Below are 25602 nucleotides of genomic sequence, written 5' to 3' on the forward strand. Positions count from 1 at the left end.
TCGGCTAGCGCCTCTCGTCCGGATCCTGCCGGGCTCGTGACGCCTGGACTCCCACCTCGCGGCGTTGTCGTCGGTCGCCGTCGTGCGATGCGTCCCCTCGGCCCGTCACGGGCCGGGGGAGACCCGGGCGCCGGACGTCCTTGATCCAGCCCCGATCCGAGCGAAGGGCCCCAGCGCCGGGCCCCAAGGGCCCCAAGGTCCATCGACCCGGGCGGCACGACACCCGCCCGCATGCGCGGGGCGCACCGGAAGGACAGCACCGGTGCGCCCCCGCGCCTCCTCCCCGCGCCCGGGTGCCGTACGGCCTACGCCGCGTGACCGCCGTCCACCGCGAACTCCGCGCCCGTCACGTACGCCGCCCCGTCCCCCGCCAGGAACGCCACCATCGACGCCACCTCGTCGGGCACGCCGAAGCGGCCCAGCGCCGTGTGCGCGCGCTGGCCGTCCGCGTACGGGCCGTCCGCCGGGTTCATACCGGTGTCGACGGGCCCCGGATGGACGACGTTCGCGGTGATGCCGCGGCCGCCCAGCTCCCGCGCCAGCGCCTTGGTCAGGCCGATCAGCGCCGACTTGCTCATCGCGTAGAGCGTCCCGCCGGGGCCCGGCACCCGCTGCGTCATGCAGGTGCCGATGGTGACGATCCGCCCGCCCCGCTCCATGCGCGCCGCGGCCGCCTGCGACGCCAGGAACACTCCCCGCACGTTCACCGCGAGCACCCGGTCCACGTCGGCCGGCGACAGGCTCTCCAGCGGGCCGAGCACGCCGGCCCCGGCGTTGTTGACCAGCACGTCCAGCCGCCCGCCCAGCGCCTGTGCGGCGCGTCCGACCGAGCCGGCCTGCGCCCGCGCGTCCCCCGCGTCCGCGCGCAGCGCGAGCCCCCGGCGGCCGGCCGCCTCGATCCTGCGCACGACCTCGCGGGCCGCATCCTCGTCCCGCACGTACGTGATCGCCACATCGGCGCCCTCCTGGGCGAGCCGCAGCGCGATCGCGGCCCCGATGCCGCGGCTGCCGCCGGTGACCAGAGCTGTCCTGCCGTTCATGAAACCCTCCGTGCCGTCGCCCTGTGTGGTTGCCGGTTCCATCACATCGGCGGAGCGGCGGCGGCACTGGCGGGAAACGGACGCGTGCGCCGGGCCGGTCCGCCTCCGGGGGCCTGCCGGCGCCTGAGGCCCACCCGCCACCGGGCATCCGGTGCCCGCTCACCGATGAGTTCCGTGCGCGAGCGCGGTCGGAACCGGTGACACACGATGAAGAACCGACCGCTCACCGAGAAGGGAACCGGCCATGGCCAAGCTCACCCTCACCTCCTTCGTGACCCTCGACGGCGTCATGCAGGCACCCGGAGGCCCCGACGAGGACCGCACCGACGGTTTCGATTACGGCGGCTGGAGCGTCCCGTTCGCGGACGAGGACTTCGGCACCTTCATGAACGAGGTGTTCGACCGCGCGGACGGCTTCCTGCTCGGCCGGCGGACCTACGAGATCTTCGCCGCGTACTGGCCTCGGGTCACCGACGAGAACGACCCCATCGCCGGCCGCCTCAACGCCCTGCCCAAGTACGTCGTCTCCACCACGCTGGACAAGGCCGACTGGCACAACTCCACGGTGCTCGGCGGCGACCTGGCCGGCGAGGTGGCCCGCCTGAAGCAGCAGCCCGGCCGCGAGATCCAGGTCCACGGCAGCGCACGCCTCGCGCAGAGCCTGATCGCGCAGGGACTGGTGGACGAACTCAACGTCCTCGTCCACCCCGTCCTCCTCGGCAAGGGCCGCCGGCTCTTCCCCGACGGCGGGCGGCCCACCGCGTTCGCCCTCGCCGGACACCGCACCACCTCCACCGGCATCAGCATCCTGACCTACCGGCCCACCGGCCCCGCGGAGTTCGGCACGTTCGCCCTCGACCAGTGACAGGGCGGGCCGGTACGGTGATCATCCCGCGTGCGAGCCGCCGACGTCTCCACACCGCACCCACCGTCGGAGACCCGGCCCGCCATGTCCTCACTCACCGCGTCCGCGCCCCTGCCCGTCCGCCGGGCCTGGCTCACCGACCTGCCCCTCCTGCTCGTGGCGGTCGTCTGGGGCGCCAGCTACCTCGCCGCCAAGGGCATCACCACCACGCACACCGTCATCGCGGTCCTGGTGCTGCGCTTCGCGGTCGTCCTGCCGGTCCTGGTCGCCGCCGGACGGCGCAGGCTGCGCGCCCTGACGGCGGCCCAGTGGCGCGGGGCGGGCCTCCTCGGCCTGATCCTGAGCGGCGTCTTCCTGCTGGAGACGTACGGGGTCGTCCACACGTCCGCCACCAACGCGGGGCTCATCATCAGCCTCACGATGATCCTCACCCCGCTCGCCGAGGCCGCGCTGACGAGGACCCGCCCGCCCGCGGCCTTCCTCGCCGCGGCCGGGCTCTCGGTGGCGGGCGTCGTCCTGCTGACGCAGGGCGGCGGGTTCACCGCCCCGTCGACGGGCGACGTGCTGATGCTGCTCGCCGCCGTCGCCCGTACCGTCCACGTCCTGGCCATGTCGCGCCTGACGTCCGTGCGGGGCGCCGACTCGCTGTCGCTGACCACGGTCCAGCTCGGCGGCGCCGTCATGGTGTTCGCCGTGCTGGCGGCCGCACCCGGCACCGGTCCGTCGCCGTGGACGGTGGCCGTGGGCTTCGGCGCCCGGGAATGGGCCGGGCTGCTCTTCCTCGCCGTCTTCTGCACGCTGTTCGCCTTCTTCGTGCAGATGTGGGCCGTGCGCCGCACCTCGCCCTCCCGAGTCAGCCTGCTGCTCGGCACCGAGCCGCTGTGGGCGGCGGCGGCCGGCATCGCCATCGGGCACGAGCACCTGGCGGCGGCGAGCCTCGCGGGGGCGGCGCTGGTCCTCGCCGGCACCTGGTGGGGCAGGAGCGCGGCGGACCCGCGGTGAGGCGTCACCGCCCGACCGCCCGCCGCTGCCCGTCCGCGATCATCAGCAGCGCGAAGCCGACCACCGCGATCACGATGTTCGCGAACACCTCGCGGCCGTGCAGGAAGGAGAAGTACTCCGTCACGTACCGCGTCAGGCCCATCAGACGGAACCATCCGGTCAGCTCGCGGAGCACGCCGCAGACACCGAAGACCAGCAGCAGGGTGCCGATGAACTCGAGAATCCTCTTCATGCCCCCGATCGTCGGCGCCACCGGCGGCGCGCCGCGTCCGACCTCGGGACACCGCGCTCATCCGAAAGTTCCTGGCCGTGCGACTTCGGTATCGCGGCCGCGCCCGGCGGTCACGGCGCCGCTCCCGCCCGTCTAGCGTCGTCCCCATGACGCGTGCGGAGTACCCCTGGCTGCTGCCCTCGGACCTCGCCGGCACGGCCGGCCCGGTCACCTCCGAGGACGGCCAGGACGGTCCGAGGCCCCGGCGCACCGTACGCGACTGGATCGTCGACACCGTCGCCTTCGTCCTCGCCGCCTTCTTCGGGCTTCTCGCCGCCGAGGCGAGCCGCGCCTACAACGGCCCGGGCCCCGCCGTCCTCGCCGACCAGCTGGCCGGCGCCGCCGCCTGCCTCGCGTTGTGGCTGCGCCGCCGCCGGCCCGTCGCCGTGGCCGTCGCCGTGTCCCTCGTGAGCGCCGTCGTCCCGGCCGCGGGCGGCGCCGCGCTCGTCGCCCTGTTCGGTGTCGCCGTCCGGGTGCCGCCGCGGCCCCTCGCCTACGTCGGGGGCCTGGCGCTCGGGTGCACCACGGTCCAGGTGTTCCTGCGCCCCGACCCCGAACTGCACCCGGCGGCCGCGGTGCTGGCCGGCGTCGTGCTCCTCCTCCTGGTCACCGCGTGGGGCATGCTCGTACGGGCCCGCCGCCAGCTCGTCGCCGCGCTCCGGGAACGCGCCCGCCGCGCCGAGGCGGAGGCGGAGCTGCGCGCCGAACAGGCGCAGCGCGCCGCCCGGGAAGCCATCGCCCGCGAGATGCACGACGTCCTCGCCCACCGCCTCACCCTGCTCAGCGTCCACGCGGGTGCCCTGGAGTTCCGGCCGGACGCGCCCCCGGCCGAGGTCGCGCGGGCGGCGGGCGTCATCCGCGACAGCGCCCACGAGGCGCTCCAGGACCTGCGGGAGATCATCGGCGTCCTGCGGGCACCCGGTGACCGCGACCCCGACGGCACCGGCGGCGCCCGCGGCCCGCGCGACGAGCGCGACCGGCCCCAGCCGACCCTCGCCACCCTGGACGCGCTCGTCGCCGAGTCCCGGCAGGCCGGCATGGAGGTCACCCTCGACAACGCGATCGCCGACCCCGGCCGTGTGCCCGCCGCCCTGGGCCGCACGGTGTACCGCATCGCCCAGGAGGCGCTGACCAACGCCCGCAAGCACGCGCCCGGCACCCGGGTCACCGTCACCCTGCGCGGCCACCCCGGCGACGGCCTGACGGTCGGCGTCCACAACCCCGCGCCCACCACCGCCGTCCCCCACGTCCCCGGCTCCGGCCAGGGCCTCATCGGCCTGACCGAGCGGGCCGTGCTCGCGGGCGGCCGCCTCACCCACGGCCCGGCGCCCGACGGCGGGTTCGCCCTGAACGCCTGGCTACCGTGGGCCGCATGACCATACGGCTGCTGATCGTCGACGACGACCCCCTCGTCCGCGCGGGACTCACCCTCATGCTCGGCGGCGCCGACGACATCGAGATCGTCGGCGAGGCCGCCGACGGCGCCGAGGTGCCCGGCCTCGTCGCCCGGCTCGCCCCGGACCTCGTCCTGATGGACATCCGCATGCCGCACGTCGACGGCCTGACCGCCACCGAGCAGCTCCGCTCCCGGCCCGGCGCCCCCGAGGTCGTCGTCCTGACCACCTTCCACGCCGACGAACAGGTGCTGCGCGCCCTGCGGGCGGGTGCCGCGGGCTTCCTCCTGAAGGACACCCCGCCCGCCGGGATCGTCGCCTCGGTACGGCGCGTCGCGGCCGGCGACCCGGTCCTCTCACCGGCCGTCACCCGCCGGCTGATGGACCGCGTCGCGGGCGGCCCGGACGGCGCCCGCCGGGAGGACACCCGCCGGGCCCGGGCCGCCGCCCGCCTCGCCGGACTCGCCGAACGCGAAAGGGAGGTCGCCGTCCACGTCGGCCGCGGCCTGTCCAACGCGGAGATCGCCGCCACGCTCTACATGGGCGTGCCGACCGTCAAGACGTACGTCTCGCGCCTCCTGGCCAGGCTCGGCCTCAACAACCGGGTGCAGATCGCCCTCCTGGTCCACGACGCGGGGCTGCTCGACGCCGAGGACGGCGTCTAGGGGGTGACTCGCCGGTCATGCCGGGCTCGCGGCGCCCGGCACCGCGCCTCGCCGCGTTGTCGTCGGTCGCCGGCGCTCCCCGTCGACTCCCGCCTCGGCCGTGCGACGCCTCCCCGGCCCTGACGGGCCTGGGGAGACCCTCTGCACCGGACGCCGCTCACCGATCCGGCCCGATCGGCGGGACACCCCCTAGGGTGGGCCAATGGTCACCGTAGATCTGGGCGCGTACGGCGAGGACTTCGTCGCCGACCCGTATCCGTACTACGCCGAGCTCCGCGCGCGCGGCCCCGTCCACCACGTGCGGACGCGGCTCGGCAACGACGTGTGGCTCGTCGTCGGCCACGCCGAGGCGCGGGCCGCGCTCGCCGACCCCCGCCTGTCCAAGTCGCCTGCCACCGCCGGGTTCACGATGCTCGACGAGCAGATCGTCGGGCCGTACCTGCTCGTCGTCGACCCGCCCGACCACACCCGGCTGCGCGCGCTCGTCGCCCGCGAGTTCACCGGGCGGCGCGTGGCCGCCCTGCGCCCGCGCATCGAGCGGATCACCCGCGAGCTGATCGACGCCATGGACGGACCGGAGCGGAGCGCGGACCTGGTGGCGGCCCTCGCCTTCCCGCTGCCCATCACCGTCATCGGCGAACTGCTGGGCGTGCCCGCCGCCGACCGCGACCGCTTCCGCGCCTGGTCCACCGAGATCGTCGCCCCGACCGGCGCCGACCCCGAGCGCGCGGCCGTCCACGCCCTGGCCGCGTACCTCGACGACCTCATCGAGGACAAGCGCCGCGCGGGCCCCGGCGACGACCTGCTCTCGGCCCTGCTGCGCACCCGCGCGGAGGACGGCGACCGGCTCTCCGTCGCCGAACTGCGCGCCATGGCCTACCTGTTGCTGATCGCCGGGCACGAGACCACGGTCAACCTCGTCGCCAACGGCATGCGGGCGCTGCTGTCCCACCCGGACCAGCTCGCCGCGCTGCGCGCCGACCCCGGGCTGCTGGAGGGCGCGGTGGAGGAGATGCTCCGCTACGACGGCCCGGTGGAGACGGGTACGGCACGGTTCGCCCTGGAGCCGGTGGAGCTCGGCGGCACGGTCGTCCCGCAGGGGGCCGCGGTCCTCGTCGGCATCGCGGCGGGCGACCGCGACCCCGCCCGGTTCGACGCCCCCGACCGGTTCGACATCCGCCGGGACACCGGCGGGCACCTCGCGTTCGGGCACGGCATCCACTACTGCCTGGGCGCACCGCTGGCCCGGCTGGAAGGGCGGATCGCGGTCCGCGCCCTGCTGGAGCGCTTCCCGTCCCTCGCCCTCGACCCGTCCGCCGGGCCGCTCGACTGGCTGCCCGGCCTCCTCATGCGCGGGGTGCGGCGGCTCCCCGTCAGGTGGTAGCGGCGCTCAGAGGCCGGACGGGATCTCCTCCAGCCGCACCGGGCGGCGCTCCCGGCGCGACAGCTCGCACGCCTCGGCGACCCGCAGCGCCCGCAGGGCCTCGTGCCCGTCGCAGGGGTTGTCCAGCTCACCGCGCGCGAGGTGGACGAAGGCGTCGAGCTCGGCCTCGTACGCCGGGGCGAACCGCTCCAGGAAGCCGGACCACGGCTTCTCGGCCGGGGGAGGGCCGAACGGTTCGGTGGAGGTGAGGGGGGTGCGGTCGTCGAGGCCCACCGCGATCTGGTCGCACTCGCCGGCCAGCTCCATGCGGACGTCGTACCCGGCGCCGTTGCAGCGGGTGGCCGTGGCGGTGGCGAGCGTCCCGTCGTCCAGGGTGAGCAGGGCGGCCGCCGTGTCGACGTCACCCGCCTCGCGGAAGACCGCGGGGCCGGTGTCGGAACCGGCCGCGTACACTTCGGCCACCTCGCGCCCGGTGACCCAGCGCAGGATGTCGAAGTCGTGGACCAGGCAGTCCCGGTAGAGCCCGCCGGAGAGCGGCAGGTACGCGGCGGGCGGCGGCGCCGGGTCGGAGGTGATGGCCCGCACGGTGTGCAGCCGGCCGAGGCGCCCGGCGCGCACGGCCTCGCGGGCGGCGATGTAGCCGGCGTCGAACCGGCGCATGAAACCGAGCTGGAGCGGGGTGCCGGCCGCATCGACCGCGCGCAGCGCGCCGAGCGTGCCGGGCAGGTCCAGGGCGATGGGCTTCTCGCAGAAGGTGGGCAGGCCGGCGCGGGCCGCGCGGGCGATGAGGTCCGCGTGGGCGGAGGTGGCCGAGGCGATGACCACGGCGTCCACGCCCCAGGCGAAGACGTCGTCGACGGTGGGGGCGACCGTGGCGCCGGTGAGTTCGGCGACCCGCGCCGCCCGTGCCGGGTCCGTGTCGGCGACCAGGAGGGCCCCGACCTCCGGGTGGCGGCTGAGCACCCCGGCGTGGAAGGCGCCGATACGTCCCGTTCCGATGAGTCCGATGCGCATGGCCCCAAGGTGGTGCCGGGTCCGCCGCCTGTCAAGGGTTTGTCAGGACAATCGGACTTCACAACTTCCCGTCAACATGCCCTGCGGATACGCTCGAGCCGTGCCCAAGCAGACCCGAGATGCCCCAGACGCGCGCGGCCACGGCCGTGAGGAGACCGCTCCGGTCGTGCAGCTGCCGCTGAGCGTGGATCGCACCAGCCCGGTGCCGCTCTGGTTCCAGCTCTCGCAACAGCTGGAGGCGGCCGTCGAGCGCGGCACCCTCACCCCGGGCAGCCTGCTCGGCAACGAGATCGACCTGGCCGGCCGGCTCGGCCTGTCCCGGCCCACCGTCCGCCAGGCCATCCAGGCCCTGGTCGACAAGGGCCTGCTGGTGCGCCGCCGCGGTGTCGGCACCCAGGTGGTGCACAGCCAGGTCAAGCGCCCGCTGGAGCTCAGCAGCCTGTACGACGACCTCGAGGCGGCCGGCCAGCGCCCCGCCACCGTCGTCCTGGCGAACCGCGTCGAGCCCGCCACCGCCGAGGTGGCCGCCGCCCTCGGCGTACCGGAGGGCAGTGACGTCCGCTTCCTGGAGCGGCTGCGGTACGCGCACGACGAGCCCATGGCGCGGCTGCGCAACCACCTGCCGGCCGGGCTGCTGGACCTCGACGGCGCGCTGCTGGAGGAGACCGGCCTGTACCGGATGATGCGCGGCGCCGGCATCACCCTGCACAGCGCGCGCCAGTCGGTCGGGGCGCGCGCGGCGACGGCCGCGGAGGCCGGGCTGCTGGGCGAGGAGGCGGGTGCGCCGCTGCTGACGATGGAGCGCACCACCTTCGACGACACCGGCCGCCCCGTGGAGTTCGGCTCGCACGTCTACCGGGCGTCCCGGTACGCCTTCGAGTTCCAGCTCCTCGTGCGGCCCTGAGGGAGGTCCGGGCCCGGAGCCCGGCCGTGTCATCGGGTAAGAATGTTCGGACAAAGTATTGACGGGTCGGCGCCACCGCCGTAGAAACTCACCCAGCCGCAACCGGGCGGCGCGGGAGAGAAGGCGGACGACCACGATGCGTACCACCCGCACGGCGGCAGCGGCCCTGCTGGCCGCAGCCGCACTCACCGTCACCGCCGCCGGATGCAGCGGCTCCGGCGGCAAGGACGCCGAGAACGAGCCCTCGTCCGCGTCGGGCGGCGGCCGGCCCGCCGCCACCGAGCGCATGACCGTCGCCATGGTCACCCACTCCGGAGAGGGCGACACCTTCTGGGACATCGTGCAGAGCGGCGCGAAGGCCGCAGCCGCCAAGGACAACGCCGAGTTCCTCTACGCCGCCCACAAGGAGGGCAAGGAGCAGGCCCAGCTCATCGACTCCTACGTCGACAAGAAGGTCGACGGCCTGATCGTCACCCTCGCCAAGCCGGAAGCGGTCAAGGCGTCCGTCGCCCGGGCCGTCGCCGCCGGGATACCGGTCGTCACCATCAACTCCGGCGGCCGGTACTCCGAGGCGTACGGCGCCATCGGCCACATCGGCCAGGACGAGACCGTCGCCGGCGAGGCCGTCGGCGAGGAGCTCACCGCCCGGGGCCGCAAGAAGGCGTTGTGCGTCATCCACGAGCAGGGGAACGTCTCCCTGGAGGAGCGCTGCGCCGGCGTGCGCAAGACCTTCCGGGGCACGGTCGAGAACCTCAACGTCGAAGGCACCAACATGCCCGCCGCCACCTCCTCCATCGAGGCCAAACTGCAGAGCCGCAAGGACATCGACGCCGTCGTCACCCTCGGCGCGCCGTTCGCGGCCGCCTCCGTCAAGGCCAGGGGCAGCGCCGGCTCCGCCGCCGAGATCGACACCTTCGACCTCAACGCGGCCGTCGTCGGACAGCTCAAGGCCGGACACATCGGCTTCGCCGTCGACCAGCAGCCCTACCTCCAGGGCTACCTGGCCGTCGACGCCATCTGGTTGCACCGGGAGAACCTCAACGTCATCGGTGGCGGCAAGCCCGTCCTCACCGGCCCCGCCCTCGTCACGGAGAAGGACGTGCCCGTGCTGGAGGAACTGACCGCACGCGGCACCCGATGACCGGGCCCCACCGGGCCATGACCGATACTTGGCCGGTCGGGATGGGCCGATATGCCCCCCGGCGGCATCGGACAGAACCAGCACAGCAAGAGGGGCACGGCGTCGTGGCAAGGGTTCGGACAGGGGTACGCGCACTGCGCGCGGTACTGGCGACGGTGCTCGGAGCCTCCCTCGCGGGAGCCCTCGCGGGGTGCAGCGCCACCGGGGGCAAACGCGCCGAGGACGCCCGCAAGGCGGCCGCGGCCCAGGGCCGGGCGGCGGTGAACACCCCGAAGTGGACCATCGCCATGGTCACCCACTCCGGCGACGGCGACACCTTCTGGGACATCGTCCAGAACGGCGCCAAGCAGGCCGCGGTCAAGGACAACATCAACTTCCTCTACGCCCACAGCGACGAGGGGCAGCAGCAGGCCCAGCTCGTCGACTCCTACGTCGACAAGAAGGTCGACGGCCTGATCGTCACCCTCGCCAAGCCCGACGCCATGAAGGCGTCCGTCGCGCGGGCCGTCAAGGCCGGCATCCCCGTCATCACCGTCAACTCGGGTTCCGAGCAGTCCCGGGCCGTCGGCGCCCTCACCCACATCGGGCAGGACGAGAGCATCGCGGGTGAGGCCGTCGGTGACGAACTCGACCGGCGCGGCCGCAAGAAGGCCCTGTGCGTCCTGCACGAGCAGGGCAACGTCGGCCACGAGCAGCGCTGCGCCGGGGTGAGGAAGACCTTCGACGGCGACCTGCAGAACCTCTACGTCGACGGCACCAACATGCCCGACGTCCAGGCGTCCATCGAGGCCAAACTCCAGTCCGACCCGTCCGTCGACGCGGTCGTGACCCTCGGCGCGCCCTTCGCTGACGCCGCCGTCCAGGCCAGGAGGAGCGCCGGATCCGACGCCGAGGTCGACACCTTCGACCTCAACGCCAAGGTCGCCGCCGGACTGACCGGCGGCGACCTCGGCTTCGCCGTCGACCAGCAGCCCTACCTCCAGGGCTACGAGGCCGTCGACCTGCTGTGGCTCTACCGCTACAACGCCGACGTGCTCGGCGGCGGCAGGCCCGTCCTCACCGGCCCGCAGATCATCACGCGGCAGGACGCCGCACGGCTCGCGGAATACACGGAGCGGGGAACCCGATGACAGCGACCGCACCACCCGTACCAGGCAAGGACGACACCCCCGGCGACGAGCGGCTGCTGCGCACCTCGCCGCTGCGCCGGCTGCTCGGCCGCCCCGAGCTCGGCTCGGTCGTCGGCGCCGCCGCCGTCTTCCTCTTCTTCGCCGTCGTGGCCGACAGCTTCCTGCGCGCCTCCAGCTTCGGCACGGTCCTGTACGCGGCCTCCACCATCGGCATCATGGCGGTCCCCGTCGCGCTGCTGATGATCGGCGGCGAGTTCGACCTGTCGGCCGGCGTGCTGGTGACCAGCTCCGCGCTGGTCTCCTCGATGTTCAGCTACCAGATGACCGCGAACGTCTGGGTCGGCGTCCTCGTGTCCCTCCTGGTGACCCTCGCCATCGGCGTCTTCAACGGCGTCCTGCTCACCCGCACCAAGCTGCCCAGCTTCATCATCACGCTCGGCACCTTCCTGATGCTCACCGGCCTCAACCTCGGCCTGACGAAACTGATCAGCGGCACGGTCTCCACCAAGACCATCGCCGACATGGAGGGCTTCGCCTCCGCCCGCGCCCTGTTCGCCTCCCAGCTCACCATCGGCGGCGTCGACCTCAAGGTCACCATCCTGTGGTGGTTCGCCCTCGTCGCCCTCGCCACCTGGGTCCTGCTGCGCACCCGCTTCGGCAACTGGATCTTCGCCGTGGGCGGCGGCGCCGACGCCGCCCGCGCGGTGGGCGTCCCGGTCCGCACGACCAGGATCGGCCTCTACATGGGCGTGGCGTTCTGCGCCTGGGTGTCCGGCCAGCACCTGCTCTTCTCGTTCGACGTCGTCCAGTCCGGCGAGGGCGTCGGCAACGAGCTGATCTACATCATCGCCGCGGTGATCGGCGGCTGCCTGATCACCGGCGGGTACGGCTCGGCCATCGGCTCGGCGGTCGGCGCGTTCATCTTCGGCATGACCAGCAAGGGCATCGTGTACGCCGAGTGGAACCCGGACTGGTTCAAGTTCTTCCTCGGAGCGATGCTCCTCCTCGCGACCCTGCTCAACGCCTGGGTCCGCAAGCGGGCGGAGGCCACCAAGTGACGGCACTGGTAGAGCTCGACAAGGTCAGCAAGTACTACGGCAACGTCCGCGCCCTCGAAGGCGTCTCCCTGGAGGTCCACGCGGGCCGGATCTCCTGCGTCCTGGGCGACAACGGCGCCGGCAAGTCCACCCTCATCAAGATCATCGCCGGACTGCACACCCATGACGGCGGCACCTTCCGCATCGACGGCGAGGACACCACCCTCGCCTCCCCGCGCGAGGCGCTGGACCGCGGCATCGCCACCGTCTACCAGGACCTGGCCGTCGTCCCGCTCATGCCGGTCTGGCGGAACTTCTTCCTCGGCTCCGAGCCCACCAGGGGCGCGGGCCCCTTCAAACGCCTCGACGTCGGCTTCATGCGCGCCACCACCCGCGCCGAGCTGCTGCGCATGGGGATCGACCTGCGCGACGTCGACCAGCCCATCGGCACCCTGTCGGGCGGCGAACGCCAGTGCGTCGCCATCGCCCGCGCGGTGTACTTCGGGGCCAAGGTCCTCGTCCTCGACGAGCCGACGGCCGCGCTCGGCGTCAAGCAGTCCGGCGTCGTCCTCAAGTACGTGGCGGCCGCGCGCGACGCCGGACTCGGCGTGGTGCTCATCACGCACAACCCCCACCACGCGTACCTGGTCGGAGACCGGTTCGTCCTGCTCAAGCGGGGAGTGATGGCCGGCAGCCACACCAGGGACTCCGTCACCCTGGACGAGCTCACCCGCCAGATGGCGGGCGGCAGCGAGCTGGAGGACCTGCGCCACGAGCTGGAACGCTCCCCGCAGGCCCCGCCGCGCGCCGCCGGGGACGACACCCCGCCGGCCCGGGCCTGAGGCGGCGGGGCCCGGCCCGCGGCAGCCGCCGGCCGGCCACGCCGCACCGCCGCCCCTCCGGCCGTCCTGGCAGAATCGGGGGCGGCGGGCGCCGTCCGCCGCCGGGAGAGCCCCCCACGCACCGCCCGGCCCCCCACCCCCTCAGGGACGACAGGACACCGTGAGCACGTACCGCGACCTCGCCCTTCCCCGGGCTCTCGGAGCCCGGGCGGGGGGAACCCCGAGCGGCTCCGCCCGCGCCACCGTGCTGCGCACCGTGTCCGCCCGCGAACGGCGCTCCCACCTGACCGCTCCGCGCGTCCCGACCGTCGGCATCGACATCGGCGGTACGAAGGTGATGGCAGGCGTCGTCGACGCCGACGGCAACGTCCTGGAGAAGATCAAGACCGAGACGCCGGACAAGTCCAAGAGCCCCAAGGTCGTCGAGGACACCATCGCCGAGCTGGTCCTGGACCTCTCCGACCGGCACGACGTGCACGCCGTCGGCATCGGCGCGGCCGGCTGGGTCGACGCCGACCGCAGCCGGGTCCTCTTCGCGCCCCACCTCGCCTGGCGCAACGAGCCCCTGCGCGACGCCCTCCAGGCCCGCCTCGCCGTTCCCGTCATGGTCGACAACGACGCCAACACCGCCGCCTGGGCCGAGTGGCGCTTCGGCGCCGGGCGCGGCGAGGACCACCTCGTCATGATCACGCTGGGAACCGGTATCGGCGGCGCGATCCTGGAGGAGGGCCGCGTCAAGCGCGGCAAGTACGGCGTCGCCGGCGAGTTCGGGCACATGCAGGTGGTGCCCGGCGGCCACCGCTGCCCCTGCGGCAACCGCGGCTGCTGGGAGCAGTACAGCTCCGGCAACGCCCTGGTCCGCGAGGCCCGCGAACTCGCCGCCGCCGACTCCCCGGTCGCGTACAACATCATCGACCGGGTGAAGGGCTCCATCCCGGACATCACGGGACCGCTCATCACCGAGCTCGCCCGCGAGGGCGACGCCATGTGCGTGGAGCTCTTCCAGGACATCGGGCAGTGGCTCGGCGTCGGCATCGCCAACCTCGCCGCCGCCCTCGACCCCTCCTGCTTCGTCGTCGGCGGCGGCGTCAGCGCGGCCGACGACCTGCTCATCGTCCCGGCCCGGGACGCCTTCCGCCGCCACCTCACCGGCCGCGGATACCGCCCCGAGGCCCGCATCGCCAAGGCCCAGCTCGGCCCCGAGGCGGGCATGGTCGGCGCCGCCGACCTCGCCCGGCTCGTCGCGCGCCGCTTCCGCCGCGCCAACCGCCGGCGGCTCGAGCGCTACGAGCGCTACGAGCGGTACGCCCAGGCCATCCGCGTCGGCGGCACCGGCCGCACCCCCCGCACCCCCCAGGAACCGCAGCCATGACCATCCTCCACCAGCCCACGCCCCCTCCGATGCCCGCGCCCGCGCCCGAGCCGGGCTCCGGACCCGGCTCCGGGTCCGGCGAGGACCGTCGGCACATGATCCGCCGGCGCTGGTTCACCGCGGTCGTCATCGCGCTGCTCATCGGCATCCCGGCCGGCTACCTGGTCATCTCCGCCGAGCAGAGCCGTGACAGCGGCCGCGACAAGCAGGCGGAGTCCTCCGCCACCGGTCTGAAGGAGGCGTGGCCGTCGAAGATGAAGCGCCGCGTCTTCGAGGTGCCGATCCCGGCCAAGTCCACCGGCGTCGCCTACTTCGAGACCAGCAACTGGAAGTCGAGCCGGCTGTACGTGCAGTTCACCACGGACGCCTCGGGGCTCGACGACTTCCTGCAGGACATCGGCAGCAGCCGGTCCCGGCTGGAGCCCGGTGAGATCACCATCAGCGAGCGGGACGCGCGCACGGCCGGCTGGACGTGGCCCGAGGCGCACGACTGGGCGGGCACCACCCACCGGCAGCCCGAGCCGCGGCCCACCCGCGACATCACCGTCGACCTCACCGATCCGGCCACACCGCGCGTGTTCGTCGTCTCCACCGCGACCCCGTGACCGGTGCGCGGCCCGGCGCTGACTACCCTGGAGCGAGTGAGTGACACGCAGACGCCGACGCCGCAGCCGCCCCTGACGCCGGGACATCCGATGCCGGCGCCCCTGACGCCCGGGGCCCTCGTGCCGGGACACCCGGCTCCCGACCCGGACGGCGCGCCGAAGACGCTCCAGTACCGGTTCGACGGCCCCGACGACGCACCCGTCCTCATCCTGGGCCCCTCCCTCGGCACCACGTGGCACATGTGGGACCGGCAGATACCCGAGCTCAGCCGTCAGTGGCGGGTCCTCCGCTTCGACCTGCCCGGCCACGGCGGCGCCCCCGCCGACCCCGCAGCCGCCGTCCAGGACCTCGCCGACCGGCTGCTCGCCACCCTCGACCGGCTCGGCGTCCACCGCTTCGGCTACGCGGGCTGCTCCATCGGCGGCGCCATCGGCACCGACCTGGCCCTGCGCGCCCCGCACCGGCTCGCCTCCCTCGCCCTGGTCGCCTCCTCGCCCCGGTTCGGCACCGCCGACGAGTTCCGCCAGCGCGGTGTGATCGTCCGCACCAACGGCCTCGACCCGATGGCCCGTACCGCGCCCGAACGCTGGTTCACCCCCGGGTTCGCCGCCGCGCAGCCCGCCATCGTCGACTGGGCCGTGCAGATGGTGCGCACCACCGATCCGGGCTGCTACGTCGCCGCCTGCGAGGCGCTCGCCGCCTTCGACGTACGGGCCGACCTCGGCCGCGTCGGTGTCCCCACCCTCGTCCTGGTCGGCTCGGAGGACCGCGTCACCGGGCCCGCCGAGGCGCGCACCCTCGTCGCGGGCATCCCGGACGCCCGCCTCGCGGTGGTGCCCGGCGCCTCGCACCTGGCGCCCGTCGAGCAGCCCGCCGCCGTCACCGACCTGCTCGTACGGCACTTCTCGACGTCGTGGCAGGCGGCGTCGGACTCGACGACCGGCCTGGCCGCTCTCGCGGCGCCGCCCGTCATGCAGGCGATCGCCGCTCCCGCCGCGTACACCCCGGCCCCGCACCCGCCCCACGCGGCCGAGACGCACCATGCCGCGGCCGCCCCGCATCCGGGCCCGGTCGCGCCGCCCGCGCCCGCTCCGGCCGCGGCCGCCGTGCCCCCTCCGGCCGCCGCGACCGGGCCGGTGACGCAGCCGGCCGTACCGGGAGCGGCCGCGCCGGACGGACGGCCCGATCCGTACGACGCCGGGATGAAGGTGCGCCGCGAAGTCCTCGGCGACGCGCACGTGGACCGTGCCATGGCCGCTGCCGACGACTTCACCCGCGACTTCCAGGAGCTGATCACCCGCTACGCCTGGGGCGAGGTGTGGACCCGCGAGGGCCTCGACCGCCGCACCCGCAGCGTCGTCACCCTCACCGCGCTGGTCGCCGGCGGCCACCTGGAGGAGCTCGCCTTCCACACGCGCGCCGCCCTGCGCAACGGACTGTCGCCCGCGGAGATCATGGAGGTGCTCCTGCAGACCGCCGTCTACTGCGGTGTCCCGGCGGCCAACTCCGCCTTCCGGGTCGCCCGGCAGGTGATCCGCGAGGAGACCACACCGCCCGAGGCGTGAGCGGTGCCACGTCGTGGCGCGCGGGCCCGCGCCCAGGAGGGAGGATGCCAGCATGAAGCTGACCAAGAAGTCCCACGCCTGCGTCCGGCTGGAGAAGGACGGGCAGACCCTCGTCATCGACCCGGGCGGTTTCAGCGAGTACGACGCCGCCCTGGGCGCCGACGCGATCCTCGTCACCCACGAACACCCCGACCACTTCGACGAGGACCGCCTGCGGGCGGCCCTGGAGGCGAACCCCGGTGCCGGGATCTGGACCCTGCGCAGTGTGGCGGAACAGATCTCGGCGGCCTTCCCCGGCCGCGTCCACACCGTCGGCCACGGCGACACCTTCACCGCGGCCGGCTTCGACGTCGAGGTCCACGGTGAACTGCACGCGGTGATCCACCCGGACATCCCGCGGATCACCAACATCGGCTTCCTGGTCGAGGACTCCGTCTTCCACCCCGGCGACGCCCTCACCGTGCCCGGCCGGCCGGTCGAAACGCTGATGCTCCCCGTCATGGCCCCCTGGAACAAGATCTCCGAGGTCATCGACTACGTCCGCGAGGTGGCGCCGCAGCGCGCCATCGACATCCACGACGCGCTGCTCACCGATCTGGCCCGGCCCATCTACGACCGCCAGATCGGCGCCCTCGGCGGTACGGTGCACGGCCGGCTGGTCCCGGGCGACGCCACCGACCTGTGACGGCCCCGCCGGCTGTCACACCCCCCGGTTAGGCTTGCGGTCATGCGCATCGCCACCTGGAACGTCAATTCGATCACCGCCCGGCTGCCGCGGCTGCTGGCCTGGCTGGAGAGCAGCGGCACGGACGTGCTGTGCATCCAGGAGACCAAGTGCACCGCGGAGCAGTTCCCCACCGACGAGCTGCGCGAGCTCGGCTACGCGTCGTCGGTGCACGCCACCGGCCGGTGGAACGGCGTGGCCCTGGTCTCGCGGGTGGGTCTCGAGGACGTCGTCCACGGCCTGCCCGGCGGGCCTGAGTACGAGGGCGTGGCCGAGCCCCGGGCGATCTCCGGGACCTGCGGCCCGGTCCGGGTCTGGTCGGTGTACGTGCCGAACGGCCGCGAGGTCGCCCACGACCACTACGCGTACAAGCTGCGCTGGCTGGAGGCGCTCCAGGCGGCGGTCGTCGACGACGCGGCGGGCCCGCGTCCCTTCGCGGTCCTCGGCGACTACAACATCGCGCCGACGGACGACGACGTCTTCGACGCCGCGGCGTTCGAGGGCTCCACGCACGTCACCGCGCCCGAGCGGGCCGCGCTCGCCGGCCTGCGCGAGACCGGCCTCAGCGATGTGGTCCCGCGCCCCCTCAAGTACGACCACCCCTTCACGTACTGGGACTACCGCCAGCTCTGCTTCCCGAAGAACCGCGGGATGCGGATCGACCTGGTGTACGGCAACAAGCCGTTCGCCGACGCGGTCAAGGACAGCTACGTCGACCGCGAGGAGCGCAAGGGCAAGGGCGCGTCCGACCACGCGCCGGTCGTCGTGGACCTCGACGTCTGAGGTCCGGCGGGCGGCCCGTTCTCGCGCGCCCTGTAGTGCGTCCGGCGGTTCGGTGCCACGCTGGGCGGTATGAACATCCCCTTCCTGGACGCCTGGCGCAAGCGGAACGCCGACGAGCGGGCCCGTACCGCAGCGGGCGGGGAGACCGGGAACGACCCGGAGGGCCTGGCGGACATGTTCGCCGAGTGTGAGCTGCTGCGTGCCAGGGTCCAGGAGTTCGGGGTGCGGCTGGACGACACCCCGCGCTCCCTGGAGGCCATCGACCAGCTTCCGCCGCGCTGGCGCGACGACCCCGAGGAGTTGCCCTGGCTCGGCAACGACGCGGGCCTGTACCTCGGTACGGTCATCGTACGGACGGTGCCGGGCGCGTCGTGGTACCTGACGCGCGGCGGCCACCCCGTCGTCCGGCTCGCCTCGGGCCGGGAGCTGCACGTCGTGGAGGCCGGTCTCGACTGGGCGATGAGCGGTTCGCCCGAGCTCTCCCAGGTCTACGCGGAAGCCGCCGAGAGCTAGCGAATCCCGATTCTGTAAATACGGCTTATGCCGCCTTTATGCGTGTCGAGGACATTAAGTCCCTTTTGGGGATGGATAGTTTGCGCTGACCTCGACACAGCGAGCATGGGGCAGGGCAGCGTATGGCCGTCGATCCGTTGATCGAACTGCGGGACGTCAACAAGTACTACGGGCAGCTGCACGTCCTGCAGGACATCGATCTCACCGTCGGCCGCGGTGAGGTGGTGGTCGTCATCGGCCCGTCGGGGTCCGGCAAGTCCACCCTCTGCCGGACCATCAACCGGCTGGAGACCATCGAGTCCGGGACGATCACCGTCGACGGGAAGGAACTCCCTGCGGAGGGCAGGGCCCTGGCCGGCCTGCGCGCCGATGTCGGCATGGTCTTCCAGTCGTTCAACCTCTTCGCCCACCGGACCGTGCTGGAGAATCTCTCCCTCGCCCCCGTGAAGGTCCGCAAGCGCAGCAGGGAGGAGGCCGACCGGCGGTCCCGGGAGCTGCTGGACCGCGTCGGCCTCTCCGCCCACGCCGACAAGTACCCGGCGCAGCTCTCCGGCGGCCAGCAGCAGCGGGTGGCCATCGCCCGCGCCCTCGCCATGGACCCCAAGGTGATGCTCTTCGACGAGCCGACCTCCGCACTCGACCCCGAAATGATCAATGAGGTCCTGGACGTCATGCAGCAGCTCGCCCGCGACGGAATGACCATGGTCGTCGTCACACACGAGATGGGCTTCGCCCGCTCCGCCGCCCACCGCGTCGTCTTCATGGCCGACGGCCGGATCGTCGAGGACCGCACACCCGAGGAGTTCTTCACCAGCCCGCGCAGCGAGCGCGCCAAGGACTTCCTCTCCAAGATCCTCAAGCACTGACAGGGGCGTGCGGACCGATGATGCGTACCCGACGAGCCCTCGCGGCCTGCGCGCTGGCGCTGCTCGCCGTCGCGGGCACCGCCTGCGGCAAGGACGGCAGCCCGCCCGTCAAGGGGCCGCAACCCGGTGAACTGCCCGTCTACCGGGTGGCGAACGGCTTCCGGCTCCCCGGCTCACCGACCTGGAACCGCGCCGAGCGCCGCGGCCGGCTGATCGTCGGCGCCAAGGAGGACCAGCCATACCTGGGGGAGAAGGATCCGGCCACCGGCCGGTACTCCGGATTCGACATCGAGATCGCCAGGATGACCGCGGCGTACCTCGGCTTCGACCCGGCCGGCATCGAGTTCCGGACCATCGCGTCCGCCAACCGCGAGACGGCCCTGCAGAACGGCCAGGTCGACTACTACGTCGGCACCTACACCATCAACGACAACCGCAAGAGGCTCGTCGGCTTCGCGGGCCCCTACTACATGGCCGGGCAGTCGCTCCTCGTCCGCGCCGACGAGAACGAGATCGAGGGCCCCCGGGACCTGGCCGGCGAACGCGTCTGCTCGGCCGCCGGCTCCACCCCGTACCAGCGCATCGCCGCCGAGCACCCCCGGGCCGAACTCGTCGCGTACGACACCTACGCGGTCTGCGTGGACAACCTGCTGACCTACCAGGTCGATGCCGTCACCACCGACGACACCATCCTCCTGGGCTTCGCGGCGAAGGTGCCCGACGAGCTCAAGGTGGTCGGCAGGCCCTTCTCGCGGGAGCCGTACGGCATCGGCGTACCCCGCTCCGACAACGCCCTGCGCTTCGCCCTCGACGACGCCCTGGAGGCCAACGAGAGGAACGGCAACTGGAAGAAGGCGTACGACGCCACGCTCGGACTGTCGGGCGCACCGGCTCCGAAGCCACCCGCCGTCGACCGCTACCCGGCGACCTGAGGAGACGCTCATGGACGTCCTGGCAGACAACTGGTCGGTCTACGGCGAGGGCTTCCTCGGCACCGTGGAGCTGACCGTCCACTCCTCGCTGCTCGCCCTCGGGCTCGGCTTCCTCATGGCGTCGTTCCGCGTCGCACCCGTCCGGGCGCTGCGCGCCTTCGGCACGGTGTGGGTGACCGTCCTGCGCAACACCCCCCTCACCCTGCTGTTCTTCGCCGTCCTGCTCGGGCTGCCGCGCTTCGGACTGGTCCTGCCCTTCGAGGTCTTCGCGGTCCTCGCGCTCGGCTGCTACACCTCCGCCTTCATCTGCGAGGCGCTGCGCTCCGGCATCAACACCGTGCCGCCCGGGCAGGGCGAGGCGGCCCGCAGCCTGGGCATGACCTTCGGCCAGACGCTGGGCGGCGTCGTGCTGCCGCAGGCCTTCCGCTCCGTCATCCCGCCCGTCGGCTCCACCCTGATCGCCCTCGCCAAGAACACGGCGATCGCCGGCGCGTTCAGCGTCACGGAGCTCCTCGGCACCTACCGGACCCTCAACGAACTGGGCTACAGCATCATCTGGACCTTCATCTGGATCGCCCTCGGATACCTGCTCATCACCCTGACCATCAGCCTGCTCTTCCACGTGCTGGAGCGGCGCTGGGGAGTCGCCCGATGACGACCACCGCCCTGTACGACATCCCCGGCCCGCGGGCCCGCGGACGGCACCTGACCTACGGCCTCCTCGCGACCGCCGTGATCGTGGCCCTGATCGGCCGGGTGCTGCACCTCCTCCTCGACACCGGGCAGTTCACCTACGCCAAGTGGAACCCCTTCGCGTACCAGGGGATCCAGGAACTGCTGCTGCGCGGCCTCGGCAACACGCTCAAGGCGTTCTCGCTGGCGGCGGTCCTCTCGCTCGCGCTGGGCGCGGTCCTCGCCCTCGGGCGGCTGTCCGAGCACCGGGTCCTGCGCTGGGCCGCCACCCTGGTGGTCGAGTTCTTCCGTGCCATGCCCGTGCTGGTGATGATCTTCTTCATCTTCGTGGCCCTCCAGGTGCAGCCATTGCCCGCGCTGGTCGCCGGACTGACGCTCTACAACGGCTCCGTGCTGGCCGAGGTGTTCCGCGCGGGAGTCGGCTCCGTCGAGCGCGGGCAGCGTGAGGCCGCGTACTCCCTGGGCATGCGCAAGACGCAGGTCATGCGTCACGTCCTGGTGCCGCAGGGCGTGCGCGCCATGCTCCCCGCGATCATCAGCCAGCTGGTGGTCGTCCTCAAGGACACCTCGCTCGGCTTCCTCATCACGTACGAGGAGTTCCTCCACGCGGGCAAGCTGATCGCGTCGAACCTCGACTACGATCTGCCGTTCATCCCGGTGGTACTGGTGATCTCTCCGATCTACATCGGGATGTGCATGCTCCTCTCCTGGTTCGCCACCTGGGTGGCCAGGAGGGAGCGGCGCGATCCCAGGACCGGGGGCCTGGAGGTCGCGCCGGCCGAACCAGGGACGCTGCTGCCGGGCGGGGGCCCTCCGACGGCCCCCAAGCCCTAGGGAGCAGTGCACGCAGGGCCATGCCCGCCCGGCAGCGGCCGGAGATCACTCCTCGCGCAGCGGTACCGACACGTACGACGGGTCGGACGACGGCGAGGAGAAGGTCAGCCGCGCGCCGGACGGGTTGTGCTCGATGTAGAGCGGGTCGACGGTGTCGACGACCAGGGCGAGGCGGTGGCCGGCCGGGACGTCGTAGGCGGTGGAGAACAGCTCCAGGTCCACGGCGAAGGGCCGGCCGGGTGCCTTGTCGTGGAAGGTGTACGGCGCATGGCTGACCAGCTTGCCGAGGCCGAGCGGGCCCACGTCGTAGAGGTACGCGACGAGGGTGCCGCTCGGCTTCGTGCTGGTGACGGTGGTGTGCAGCTTCGCCGTCCCCCGGACGTGCTGGGCGGAGCCGTACCGCTCCGACTGCCAGACGGCGGCGAAGGGGCGGGGGAGGAGCGGGACGGCGGCCATCGGGGGCAGCTTCAGGAACTGGTCGAGGGTGCTGGAGAGCATCACGATGCCGCCGTTGGCGCCGGAGTCGACGTTCGCGTACACCTTCCGGCTGTCCGGCAGGGCGATCCTGCGCTCGGCCGCGCCGACCGACTTCCAGTCCGGGTAGCCCTCGTAGCCCCCGGTGGAGCGGGACTTCAGCTGGACCGGCTGCTCGCGGTCGATGCCGTTGTCGGCGCCCTTGAGGTGGTGGTCGAACCAGCGGTGGGCGTTGGTCCAGGTGTCGTTGGGCAGCCCGAGCAGGCCGGTGGCCTCGGCGGTGGCGTGGTCGCCGGGGCGGAATTCGAGGCGCTTGGGGCCCTTGAGCTTCTCGTAGAAGGAGGCGTACTGGTTGGGCGGGAAGACGGTGTCGCCCCAGGCGTTGCCCAGCATGACCGCGGCGCCGTTGGCGTTGATCCGGTCCAGGTACGCGGCGGGGGAGCGCTTGGCCCCCCAGGCCATCATCTCCTGCTCCTTGGAGAGGTTCGAGCCCAGGAAGTCCTTGAGCGTCTGCTGGAATTCGGCGCTCGGGCGACCGGTGAGCAGGCCGGCGCCGCCCAGGAGTCCGGCGGCCTGGAGGTGCTGCGTACGGCCGCTGTAGATGGAGTCGATCAGGTCGGCCCAGCCGCTCATGGCCACCACGGCCTTGATGCGCTTGTCGTGCCCGGCGGCCAGCAGGCTGATGCCGGCGCCGTAGCTGACGCCCGCCATGCCGACGCGCTCCGGGTCGGCGGGGGTGTGGGCCAGTGCCCAGTCGATGACCTTCGAGGCGTCGGCGACGTCCGGCGGGCCCGCCACCTCGACGTGCCCCCCGGACTGCCAGAAGCCCCGCGAGTTGTAGCTGACCACCACGTAGCCGGCGTCGGCGAGTTTCCTCGCCTGGACGAGGTACTCGGCCTGCGGCATGGCCCAGCTGGTCGGCAGCACGATCACGGGGTAGCGCCGGCCCTCGGCGCCCGCGGGCGTGACCACGTTGGCCTTGAGGACCGTGCCGCCGTCCCCGGCGATGTCGACGAACCGTATACCGGGCGGTGCCGCGGTCGCGGCCGGTGCGGCCGCCGCCGTGGGGGCGCCTGCCAGGGCCGTCCCGGCCAGGAGGGCGGCCGAGACGGCGCCGGTCGTCGTCGTACGCAGGGCAGTGCGCGGCTTTCGCACGGTTCGTTCCCCCATCGCTGGTCAACGCTTGAAAGGTGAACCGAAGAAAAGCACGAATGGCTTACCGTAGGTAACCCATCGGTAAGTTACGCAGCGGTAACGATATTGGACGTCGTGTCAGCGACGGCGTCCGCAGCAGGTGGGACGGGAGTGACGAACGGGGTCAGCGCAGGGCGCTCTTCGCCTGCCAGTCCGCCCAGGACACGTTCCACGCGCCGTAGCCGTTGTTCAGCGCCTGCGTGCCCTTGGCGTCGGCCCCCTCGACCTCGAACGGGTCGCCCACCTGGACCTGCTCGTAGACCCACTTCGCGTCGGCGTCGGTCATGCCGATGCAGCCCGAACTCCGGTTGGCGTTGCCCATGTAGCGGGCGTTCCAGGGCGCGGCGTGCGCGTACATCCCCGACCAGGTCAGCCGCATCGAGTAGTCGACCATCTTGTCGTACGCGTCCCCGAGGCCCACCGTCTCGGAGCGCATGTTGATGGTGCCCTCCTTCGACATCAGCACGGTCCTGCCGCGCCACGACGCCTTGTCGCCGCCCGGCGTGCCGCCCGACATCGGGACGTCCTTCACGACCGCGCCGTCGCGCAGCAGCTTCAGGCGGTGGCTGTCGAGGTCCACCCTGACGAGCTGGTTCCTGCCGACCGTGAACCCCGTCGCGTAGTCGCGGACGAACCAGCCGCCCGCCTCGCCGCTGTCGATGCCGTTCAGCTCCGCCTTGAGCGTGACCTCGGTGCCCGGCTTCCAGTACTTCTCGGGGCGCCAGTCCACCCGGTCCTTGCCCGACCAGTCCTGCATCCACCCCCAGGAGCCGGTCGTGTTGTTCGACGTCGTCACCTTCAGGTGCTTCTCCACCTCGGCCTTGTTCTTCACCGGGTGGTCGAACACGATCGACAGGGGCTGGCCGATGCCGACGGTGGTGTTCTTGCCGGGGGCCAGCGTCAACTTGTTGACCTTGCCGGGGGCGGCGGTCGCGAAGTCCGCCCGTGCGGTACCGCCCTGGTCGTCCCGGGCCTCGACCGTGTAGCTGGTGCCCGGGGCCGCCTTGCGCGCCGACGTCCAGGTCCTCCCGTCCGCCGAGACCGTGCCGCCGAGGGTGGCGCCGTCGGAGCCGGTCACGGTGACCTGCTTCAGGGTGCCCTCGGCCAGGGTGACCCGGACCGGCTCGCCCGCCGCGGCCTGCTTGCCGGTCAGGTTCACCGAGATCCGCGTCGCGGGTTTGGCGTCGCGGCCGTCCTTGTCGTCGGCGTCCGCAGCCCCCGAGCCGCCCGAACACGCGGTGAGGGCGGCCGCGGCGACGACCGCGGTGCCGGCCAGGGCGGCGGTACGGAAGGGGCTGCGCGGGCGGGTGCGGCGGGGCAGGCTCAACGGGAAATCCTCCGATACGATCTTTCGTCCCCGAGTGAGAGGGGGATCGCGGGCACCGGGTTGCCTCAAAAGGGAGAATTTCCGGCCGTGCCGGATGTGACCAGCCCGACCGGCTACGCCGCCGCGGTCTCCGCCGGCGTCCGCGCCGCCCGCGTCACGTCCGCCACGAGCTCGACGACATCCGGGCCGTACGCCTGCGAATTGACCACCTTCAGCAGCAGGACGAAGGAGCCCTCGCGTGCGTACTTCCGCGCGAGCTTCTCGTGGTGGCGGACCAGGTAGCGGGTGGCCGCCTGGTTGGTGATGGCGCGCTGCCCGCAGAAGAGGAAGACGGGCCGGCCGCCCTCCCCGGCGGTGAGCCGGGCCAGGAGGACGTACTCGGACGTGCCCGCCTCCATCGGATAGAGCTCGGAGCCGATCCGGAAGGCGCCCCGCTCGGGGCCCGGCTCCACGTCCGTGCCGACCACCACGCCCGGCAGCAGCGTTCGCAGGTGCGCCTCCATGCGCCGGTTTGAGTAGGGGCCCCCGAGGCAGAATTCCGTGCGCTCGCCGAAGCCCTGCTGCGCCACGTCGTGCTGCACGATGCGCGCGTGCGCGCCGCAGTCCTTGATGAGCGCCGCCAGTTCGAGCAGCGCGAACACGTCGAAGCGGTGCACCGCGCCCTCGGAGCCCGCCTCGCGGTTCACGACCAGCAGGCACTCGGCGTTCCCCGGCAGTCCGAAGAAGGCCTGCTGACGGCGGAGCCTGCGGCGCCACAGGGCCGTGCGGGCCAGCCAGCCGAGCGCGGCGCTCACCCCGGTGGCTATCACGCCGAGCGCGATGTTGAGCAGGTCTTCATACATGGGCGGGCATGGTAGCGCCACCGTGTCCCCGGGGTCCTGGCGAGGGGTCCGCCCTGAAGTTAGGCTCGCCGGACGGTCATTGACTGGAGGTACGGATGCGTCGCTCCACAGTACGGAACACCTCGCTCGCCGCCGTCGCCGTGACGGTTCTCTCGGTGGGCGCCGCAGCGCCACCCGCCCCCGCCCCT

The 25602-nt window shown here is 72.8% G+C and carries 26 protein-coding genes; 20 read left to right on the forward strand and 6 right to left on the reverse strand.

Annotated features, from left to right (window positions below; genetic code table 11):
• Positions 1-305: 305 nt before the first annotated feature.
• A complete protein-coding gene (locus IH00_RS0134570; RefSeq protein ID WP_031080203.1) occupies positions 306-1040 on the reverse strand; it encodes an SDR family oxidoreductase in 735 nt (244 codons plus the stop codon).
• A 244-nt stretch (positions 1041-1284) separates the two neighbouring features.
• On the opposite strand from IH00_RS0134570, the gene IH00_RS0134575 reads away from it, so the two are divergent.
• The gene (locus IH00_RS0134575) at positions 1285-1905 is read left to right on the forward strand and encodes a dihydrofolate reductase family protein (protein ID WP_031080205.1); all 621 of its coding nucleotides are present in this window, start codon (positions 1285-1287) and stop codon (positions 1903-1905) included.
• An 84-nt stretch (positions 1906-1989) separates the two neighbouring features.
• Entirely contained in the window at positions 1990-2907 is a 918-nt protein-coding gene (locus IH00_RS0134580; RefSeq protein WP_031080207.1) for a DMT family transporter, read from the forward strand.
• Positions 2908-2911: 4 nt separating this feature from the next.
• Here the strand turns inward: IH00_RS0134580 and IH00_RS0134585 are convergent, their stop codons facing one another.
• Positions 2912-3139, reverse strand: coding sequence for a hypothetical protein (locus IH00_RS0134585; protein ID WP_031080209.1), 228 nt, complete (start codon positions 3137-3139; stop codon positions 2912-2914).
• Positions 3140-3285: 146 nt separating this feature from the next.
• Between IH00_RS0134585 and IH00_RS0134590 the strand changes: the two genes are divergently transcribed.
• The 3 genes from IH00_RS0134590 to IH00_RS0134600 all read left to right on the forward strand — a co-directional run bounded on the left by IH00_RS0134590 (position 3286) and on the right by IH00_RS0134600 (position 6621).
• Positions 3286-4554, forward strand: a complete 1269-nt coding sequence (locus tag IH00_RS0134590; protein WP_031080212.1) for a sensor histidine kinase — start codon at positions 3286-3288, stop codon at positions 4552-4554.
• Entirely contained in the window at positions 4551-5237 is a 687-nt protein-coding gene (locus IH00_RS0134595; protein WP_078888128.1) for a response regulator, read from the forward strand. Before IH00_RS0134590 ends, IH00_RS0134595 begins: the two co-directional genes overlap by 4 nt.
• 202 nt (positions 5238-5439) lie before the next feature.
• Positions 5440-6621 carry a cytochrome P450 family protein gene (locus IH00_RS0134600; RefSeq protein ID WP_031080216.1) on the forward strand — a complete coding sequence of 394 codons (1182 nt, stop codon included), beginning with the start codon at positions 5440-5442 and terminating at the stop codon, positions 6619-6621.
• Positions 6622-6627: 6 nt separating this feature from the next.
• Here the strand turns inward: IH00_RS0134600 and IH00_RS0134605 are convergent, their stop codons facing one another.
• Positions 6628-7635: a Gfo/Idh/MocA family protein gene (locus IH00_RS0134605; protein WP_031080217.1), complete on the reverse strand. Its 1008-nt coding sequence runs from the start codon at positions 7633-7635 to the stop codon at positions 6628-6630.
• A gap of 184 nt (positions 7636-7819) precedes the next feature.
• Between IH00_RS0134605 and IH00_RS0134610 the strand changes: the two genes are divergently transcribed.
• The 15 genes from IH00_RS0134610 (at position 7820) to IH00_RS0134680 (ending at position 21577) form a co-directional block, all read left to right on the forward strand.
• Positions 7820-8539, forward strand: a complete 720-nt coding sequence (locus tag IH00_RS0134610) for a GntR family transcriptional regulator (RefSeq protein ID WP_039947733.1) — start codon at positions 7820-7822, stop codon at positions 8537-8539.
• Between the two features lie 136 nt (positions 8540-8675).
• On the forward strand, positions 8676-9680 hold the full coding sequence (locus IH00_RS0134615; RefSeq protein ID WP_031080219.1) for a substrate-binding domain-containing protein: 1005 nt from the start codon (positions 8676-8678) through the stop codon (positions 9678-9680).
• A 104-nt stretch (positions 9681-9784) separates the two neighbouring features.
• Positions 9785-10810, forward strand: a complete 1026-nt coding sequence (locus IH00_RS0134620; protein ID WP_078888126.1) for a sugar ABC transporter substrate-binding protein — start codon at positions 9785-9787, stop codon at positions 10808-10810.
• Positions 10807-11868: an ABC transporter permease gene (locus IH00_RS0134625; RefSeq protein WP_031080221.1), complete on the forward strand. Its 1062-nt coding sequence runs from the start codon at positions 10807-10809 to the stop codon at positions 11866-11868. Before IH00_RS0134620 ends, IH00_RS0134625 begins: the two co-directional genes overlap by 4 nt.
• On the forward strand, positions 11865-12689 hold the full coding sequence (locus IH00_RS0134630) for an ATP-binding cassette domain-containing protein (RefSeq protein ID WP_039947730.1): 825 nt from the start codon (positions 11865-11867) through the stop codon (positions 12687-12689). The genes IH00_RS0134625 and IH00_RS0134630 overlap by 4 nt, the downstream gene beginning before the upstream one ends.
• A 160-nt stretch (positions 12690-12849) precedes the next feature.
• Positions 12850-14061, forward strand: a complete 1212-nt coding sequence (locus IH00_RS0134635; protein WP_420710975.1) for an ROK family glucokinase — start codon at positions 12850-12852, stop codon at positions 14059-14061.
• The gene (locus IH00_RS0134640) at positions 14058-14666 is read left to right on the forward strand and encodes a hypothetical protein (RefSeq protein ID WP_031080224.1); all 609 of its coding nucleotides are present in this window, start codon (positions 14058-14060) and stop codon (positions 14664-14666) included. Before IH00_RS0134635 ends, IH00_RS0134640 begins: the two co-directional genes overlap by 4 nt.
• 36 nt (positions 14667-14702) lie before the next feature.
• The gene (gene pcaC / locus IH00_RS0134645; RefSeq protein WP_234335080.1) at positions 14703-16232 is read left to right on the forward strand and encodes a bifunctional 3-oxoadipate enol-lactonase/4-carboxymuconolactone decarboxylase PcaDC; all 1530 of its coding nucleotides are present in this window, start codon (positions 14703-14705) and stop codon (positions 16230-16232) included.
• A gap of 52 nt (positions 16233-16284) precedes the next feature.
• Positions 16285-16917, forward strand: coding sequence for an MBL fold metallo-hydrolase (locus IH00_RS0134650; protein WP_031080227.1), 633 nt, complete (start codon positions 16285-16287; stop codon positions 16915-16917).
• 42 nt (positions 16918-16959) lie between these two features.
• Complete coding sequence (locus IH00_RS0134655; protein WP_031080229.1) at positions 16960-17739, forward strand: exodeoxyribonuclease III; 780 nt, start codon at positions 16960-16962, stop codon at positions 17737-17739.
• 69 nt (positions 17740-17808) lie between these two features.
• The gene (locus tag IH00_RS0134660) at positions 17809-18252 is read left to right on the forward strand and encodes a DUF6278 family protein (RefSeq protein ID WP_031080231.1); all 444 of its coding nucleotides are present in this window, start codon (positions 17809-17811) and stop codon (positions 18250-18252) included.
• Between the two features lie 122 nt (positions 18253-18374).
• Positions 18375-19118 (forward strand): amino acid ABC transporter ATP-binding protein, encoded by a 744-nt coding sequence (locus IH00_RS0134665; RefSeq protein WP_031080233.1) that lies wholly within the window; start codon positions 18375-18377, stop codon positions 19116-19118.
• A gap of 20 nt (positions 19119-19138) precedes the next feature.
• The gene (locus tag IH00_RS0134670; RefSeq protein ID WP_031080235.1) at positions 19139-20050 is read left to right on the forward strand and encodes a glutamate ABC transporter substrate-binding protein; all 912 of its coding nucleotides are present in this window, start codon (positions 19139-19141) and stop codon (positions 20048-20050) included.
• A 10-nt stretch (positions 20051-20060) separates the two neighbouring features.
• On the forward strand, positions 20061-20705 hold the full coding sequence (locus tag IH00_RS0134675; protein WP_031080239.1) for an amino acid ABC transporter permease: 645 nt from the start codon (positions 20061-20063) through the stop codon (positions 20703-20705).
• Positions 20702-21577, forward strand: a complete 876-nt coding sequence (locus IH00_RS0134680; protein WP_031080241.1) for an amino acid ABC transporter permease — start codon at positions 20702-20704, stop codon at positions 21575-21577. Before IH00_RS0134675 ends, IH00_RS0134680 begins: the two co-directional genes overlap by 4 nt.
• A gap of 45 nt (positions 21578-21622) precedes the next feature.
• Here IH00_RS0134680 and IH00_RS0134685 read toward each other — a convergent pair whose 3' ends face one another.
• The 3 genes from IH00_RS0134685 to IH00_RS0134695 form a co-directional block, all read right to left on the reverse strand.
• Complete coding sequence (locus IH00_RS0134685; RefSeq protein WP_031080243.1) at positions 21623-23206, reverse strand: alpha/beta fold hydrolase; 1584 nt, start codon at positions 23204-23206, stop codon at positions 21623-21625.
• 163 nt (positions 23207-23369) lie between these two features.
• Complete coding sequence (locus IH00_RS0134690; protein ID WP_039947732.1) at positions 23370-24572, reverse strand: L,D-transpeptidase; 1203 nt, start codon at positions 24570-24572, stop codon at positions 23370-23372.
• A 113-nt stretch (positions 24573-24685) separates the two neighbouring features.
• Complete coding sequence (locus tag IH00_RS0134695) at positions 24686-25414, reverse strand: hypothetical protein (protein WP_031080249.1); 729 nt, start codon at positions 25412-25414, stop codon at positions 24686-24688.
• Positions 25415-25602: the final 188 nt, after the last annotated feature.

It is taken from the genome of Streptomyces sp. NRRL S-118 (assembly GCF_000716335.1).
Lineage (GTDB): Bacteria > Actinomycetota > Actinomycetes > Streptomycetales > Streptomycetaceae > Streptomyces.

Coding starts and splice junctions, on each gene's coding strand:
- IH00_RS0134570 (WP_031080203.1), bottom strand. CDS start 1,040: ATGAACGGCAGGACAGCTCTGGTCACCGGCGGCAGCCGCGGCATCGGG.
- IH00_RS0134575 (WP_031080205.1), top strand. CDS start 1,285: ATGGCCAAGCTCACCCTCACCTCCTTCGTGACCCTCGACGGCGTCATG.
- IH00_RS0134580 (WP_031080207.1), top strand. CDS start 1,990: ATGTCCTCACTCACCGCGTCCGCGCCCCTGCCCGTCCGCCGGGCCTGG.
- IH00_RS0134585 (WP_031080209.1), bottom strand. CDS start 3,139: ATGAAGAGGATTCTCGAGTTCATCGGCACCCTGCTGCTGGTCTTCGGT.
- IH00_RS0134590 (WP_031080212.1), top strand. CDS start 3,286: ATGACGCGTGCGGAGTACCCCTGGCTGCTGCCCTCGGACCTCGCCGGC.
- IH00_RS0134595 (WP_078888128.1), top strand. CDS start 4,551: ATGACCATACGGCTGCTGATCGTCGACGACGACCCCCTCGTCCGCGCG.
- IH00_RS0134600 (WP_031080216.1), top strand. CDS start 5,440: ATGGTCACCGTAGATCTGGGCGCGTACGGCGAGGACTTCGTCGCCGAC.
- IH00_RS0134605 (WP_031080217.1), bottom strand. CDS start 7,635: ATGCGCATCGGACTCATCGGAACGGGACGTATCGGCGCCTTCCACGCC.
- IH00_RS0134615 (WP_031080219.1), top strand. CDS start 8,676: ATGCGTACCACCCGCACGGCGGCAGCGGCCCTGCTGGCCGCAGCCGCA.
- IH00_RS0134625 (WP_031080221.1), top strand. CDS start 10,807: ATGACAGCGACCGCACCACCCGTACCAGGCAAGGACGACACCCCCGGC.
- IH00_RS0134640 (WP_031080224.1), top strand. CDS start 14,058: ATGACCATCCTCCACCAGCCCACGCCCCCTCCGATGCCCGCGCCCGCG.
- IH00_RS0134650 (WP_031080227.1), top strand. CDS start 16,285: ATGAAGCTGACCAAGAAGTCCCACGCCTGCGTCCGGCTGGAGAAGGAC.
- IH00_RS0134655 (WP_031080229.1), top strand. CDS start 16,960: ATGCGCATCGCCACCTGGAACGTCAATTCGATCACCGCCCGGCTGCCG.
- IH00_RS0134660 (WP_031080231.1), top strand. CDS start 17,809: ATGAACATCCCCTTCCTGGACGCCTGGCGCAAGCGGAACGCCGACGAG.
- IH00_RS0134665 (WP_031080233.1), top strand. CDS start 18,375: ATGGCCGTCGATCCGTTGATCGAACTGCGGGACGTCAACAAGTACTAC.
- IH00_RS0134670 (WP_031080235.1), top strand. CDS start 19,139: ATGCGTACCCGACGAGCCCTCGCGGCCTGCGCGCTGGCGCTGCTCGCC.
- IH00_RS0134675 (WP_031080239.1), top strand. CDS start 20,061: ATGGACGTCCTGGCAGACAACTGGTCGGTCTACGGCGAGGGCTTCCTC.
- IH00_RS0134680 (WP_031080241.1), top strand. CDS start 20,702: ATGACGACCACCGCCCTGTACGACATCCCCGGCCCGCGGGCCCGCGGA.
- IH00_RS0134695 (WP_031080249.1), bottom strand. CDS start 25,414: ATGTATGAAGACCTGCTCAACATCGCGCTCGGCGTGATAGCCACCGGG.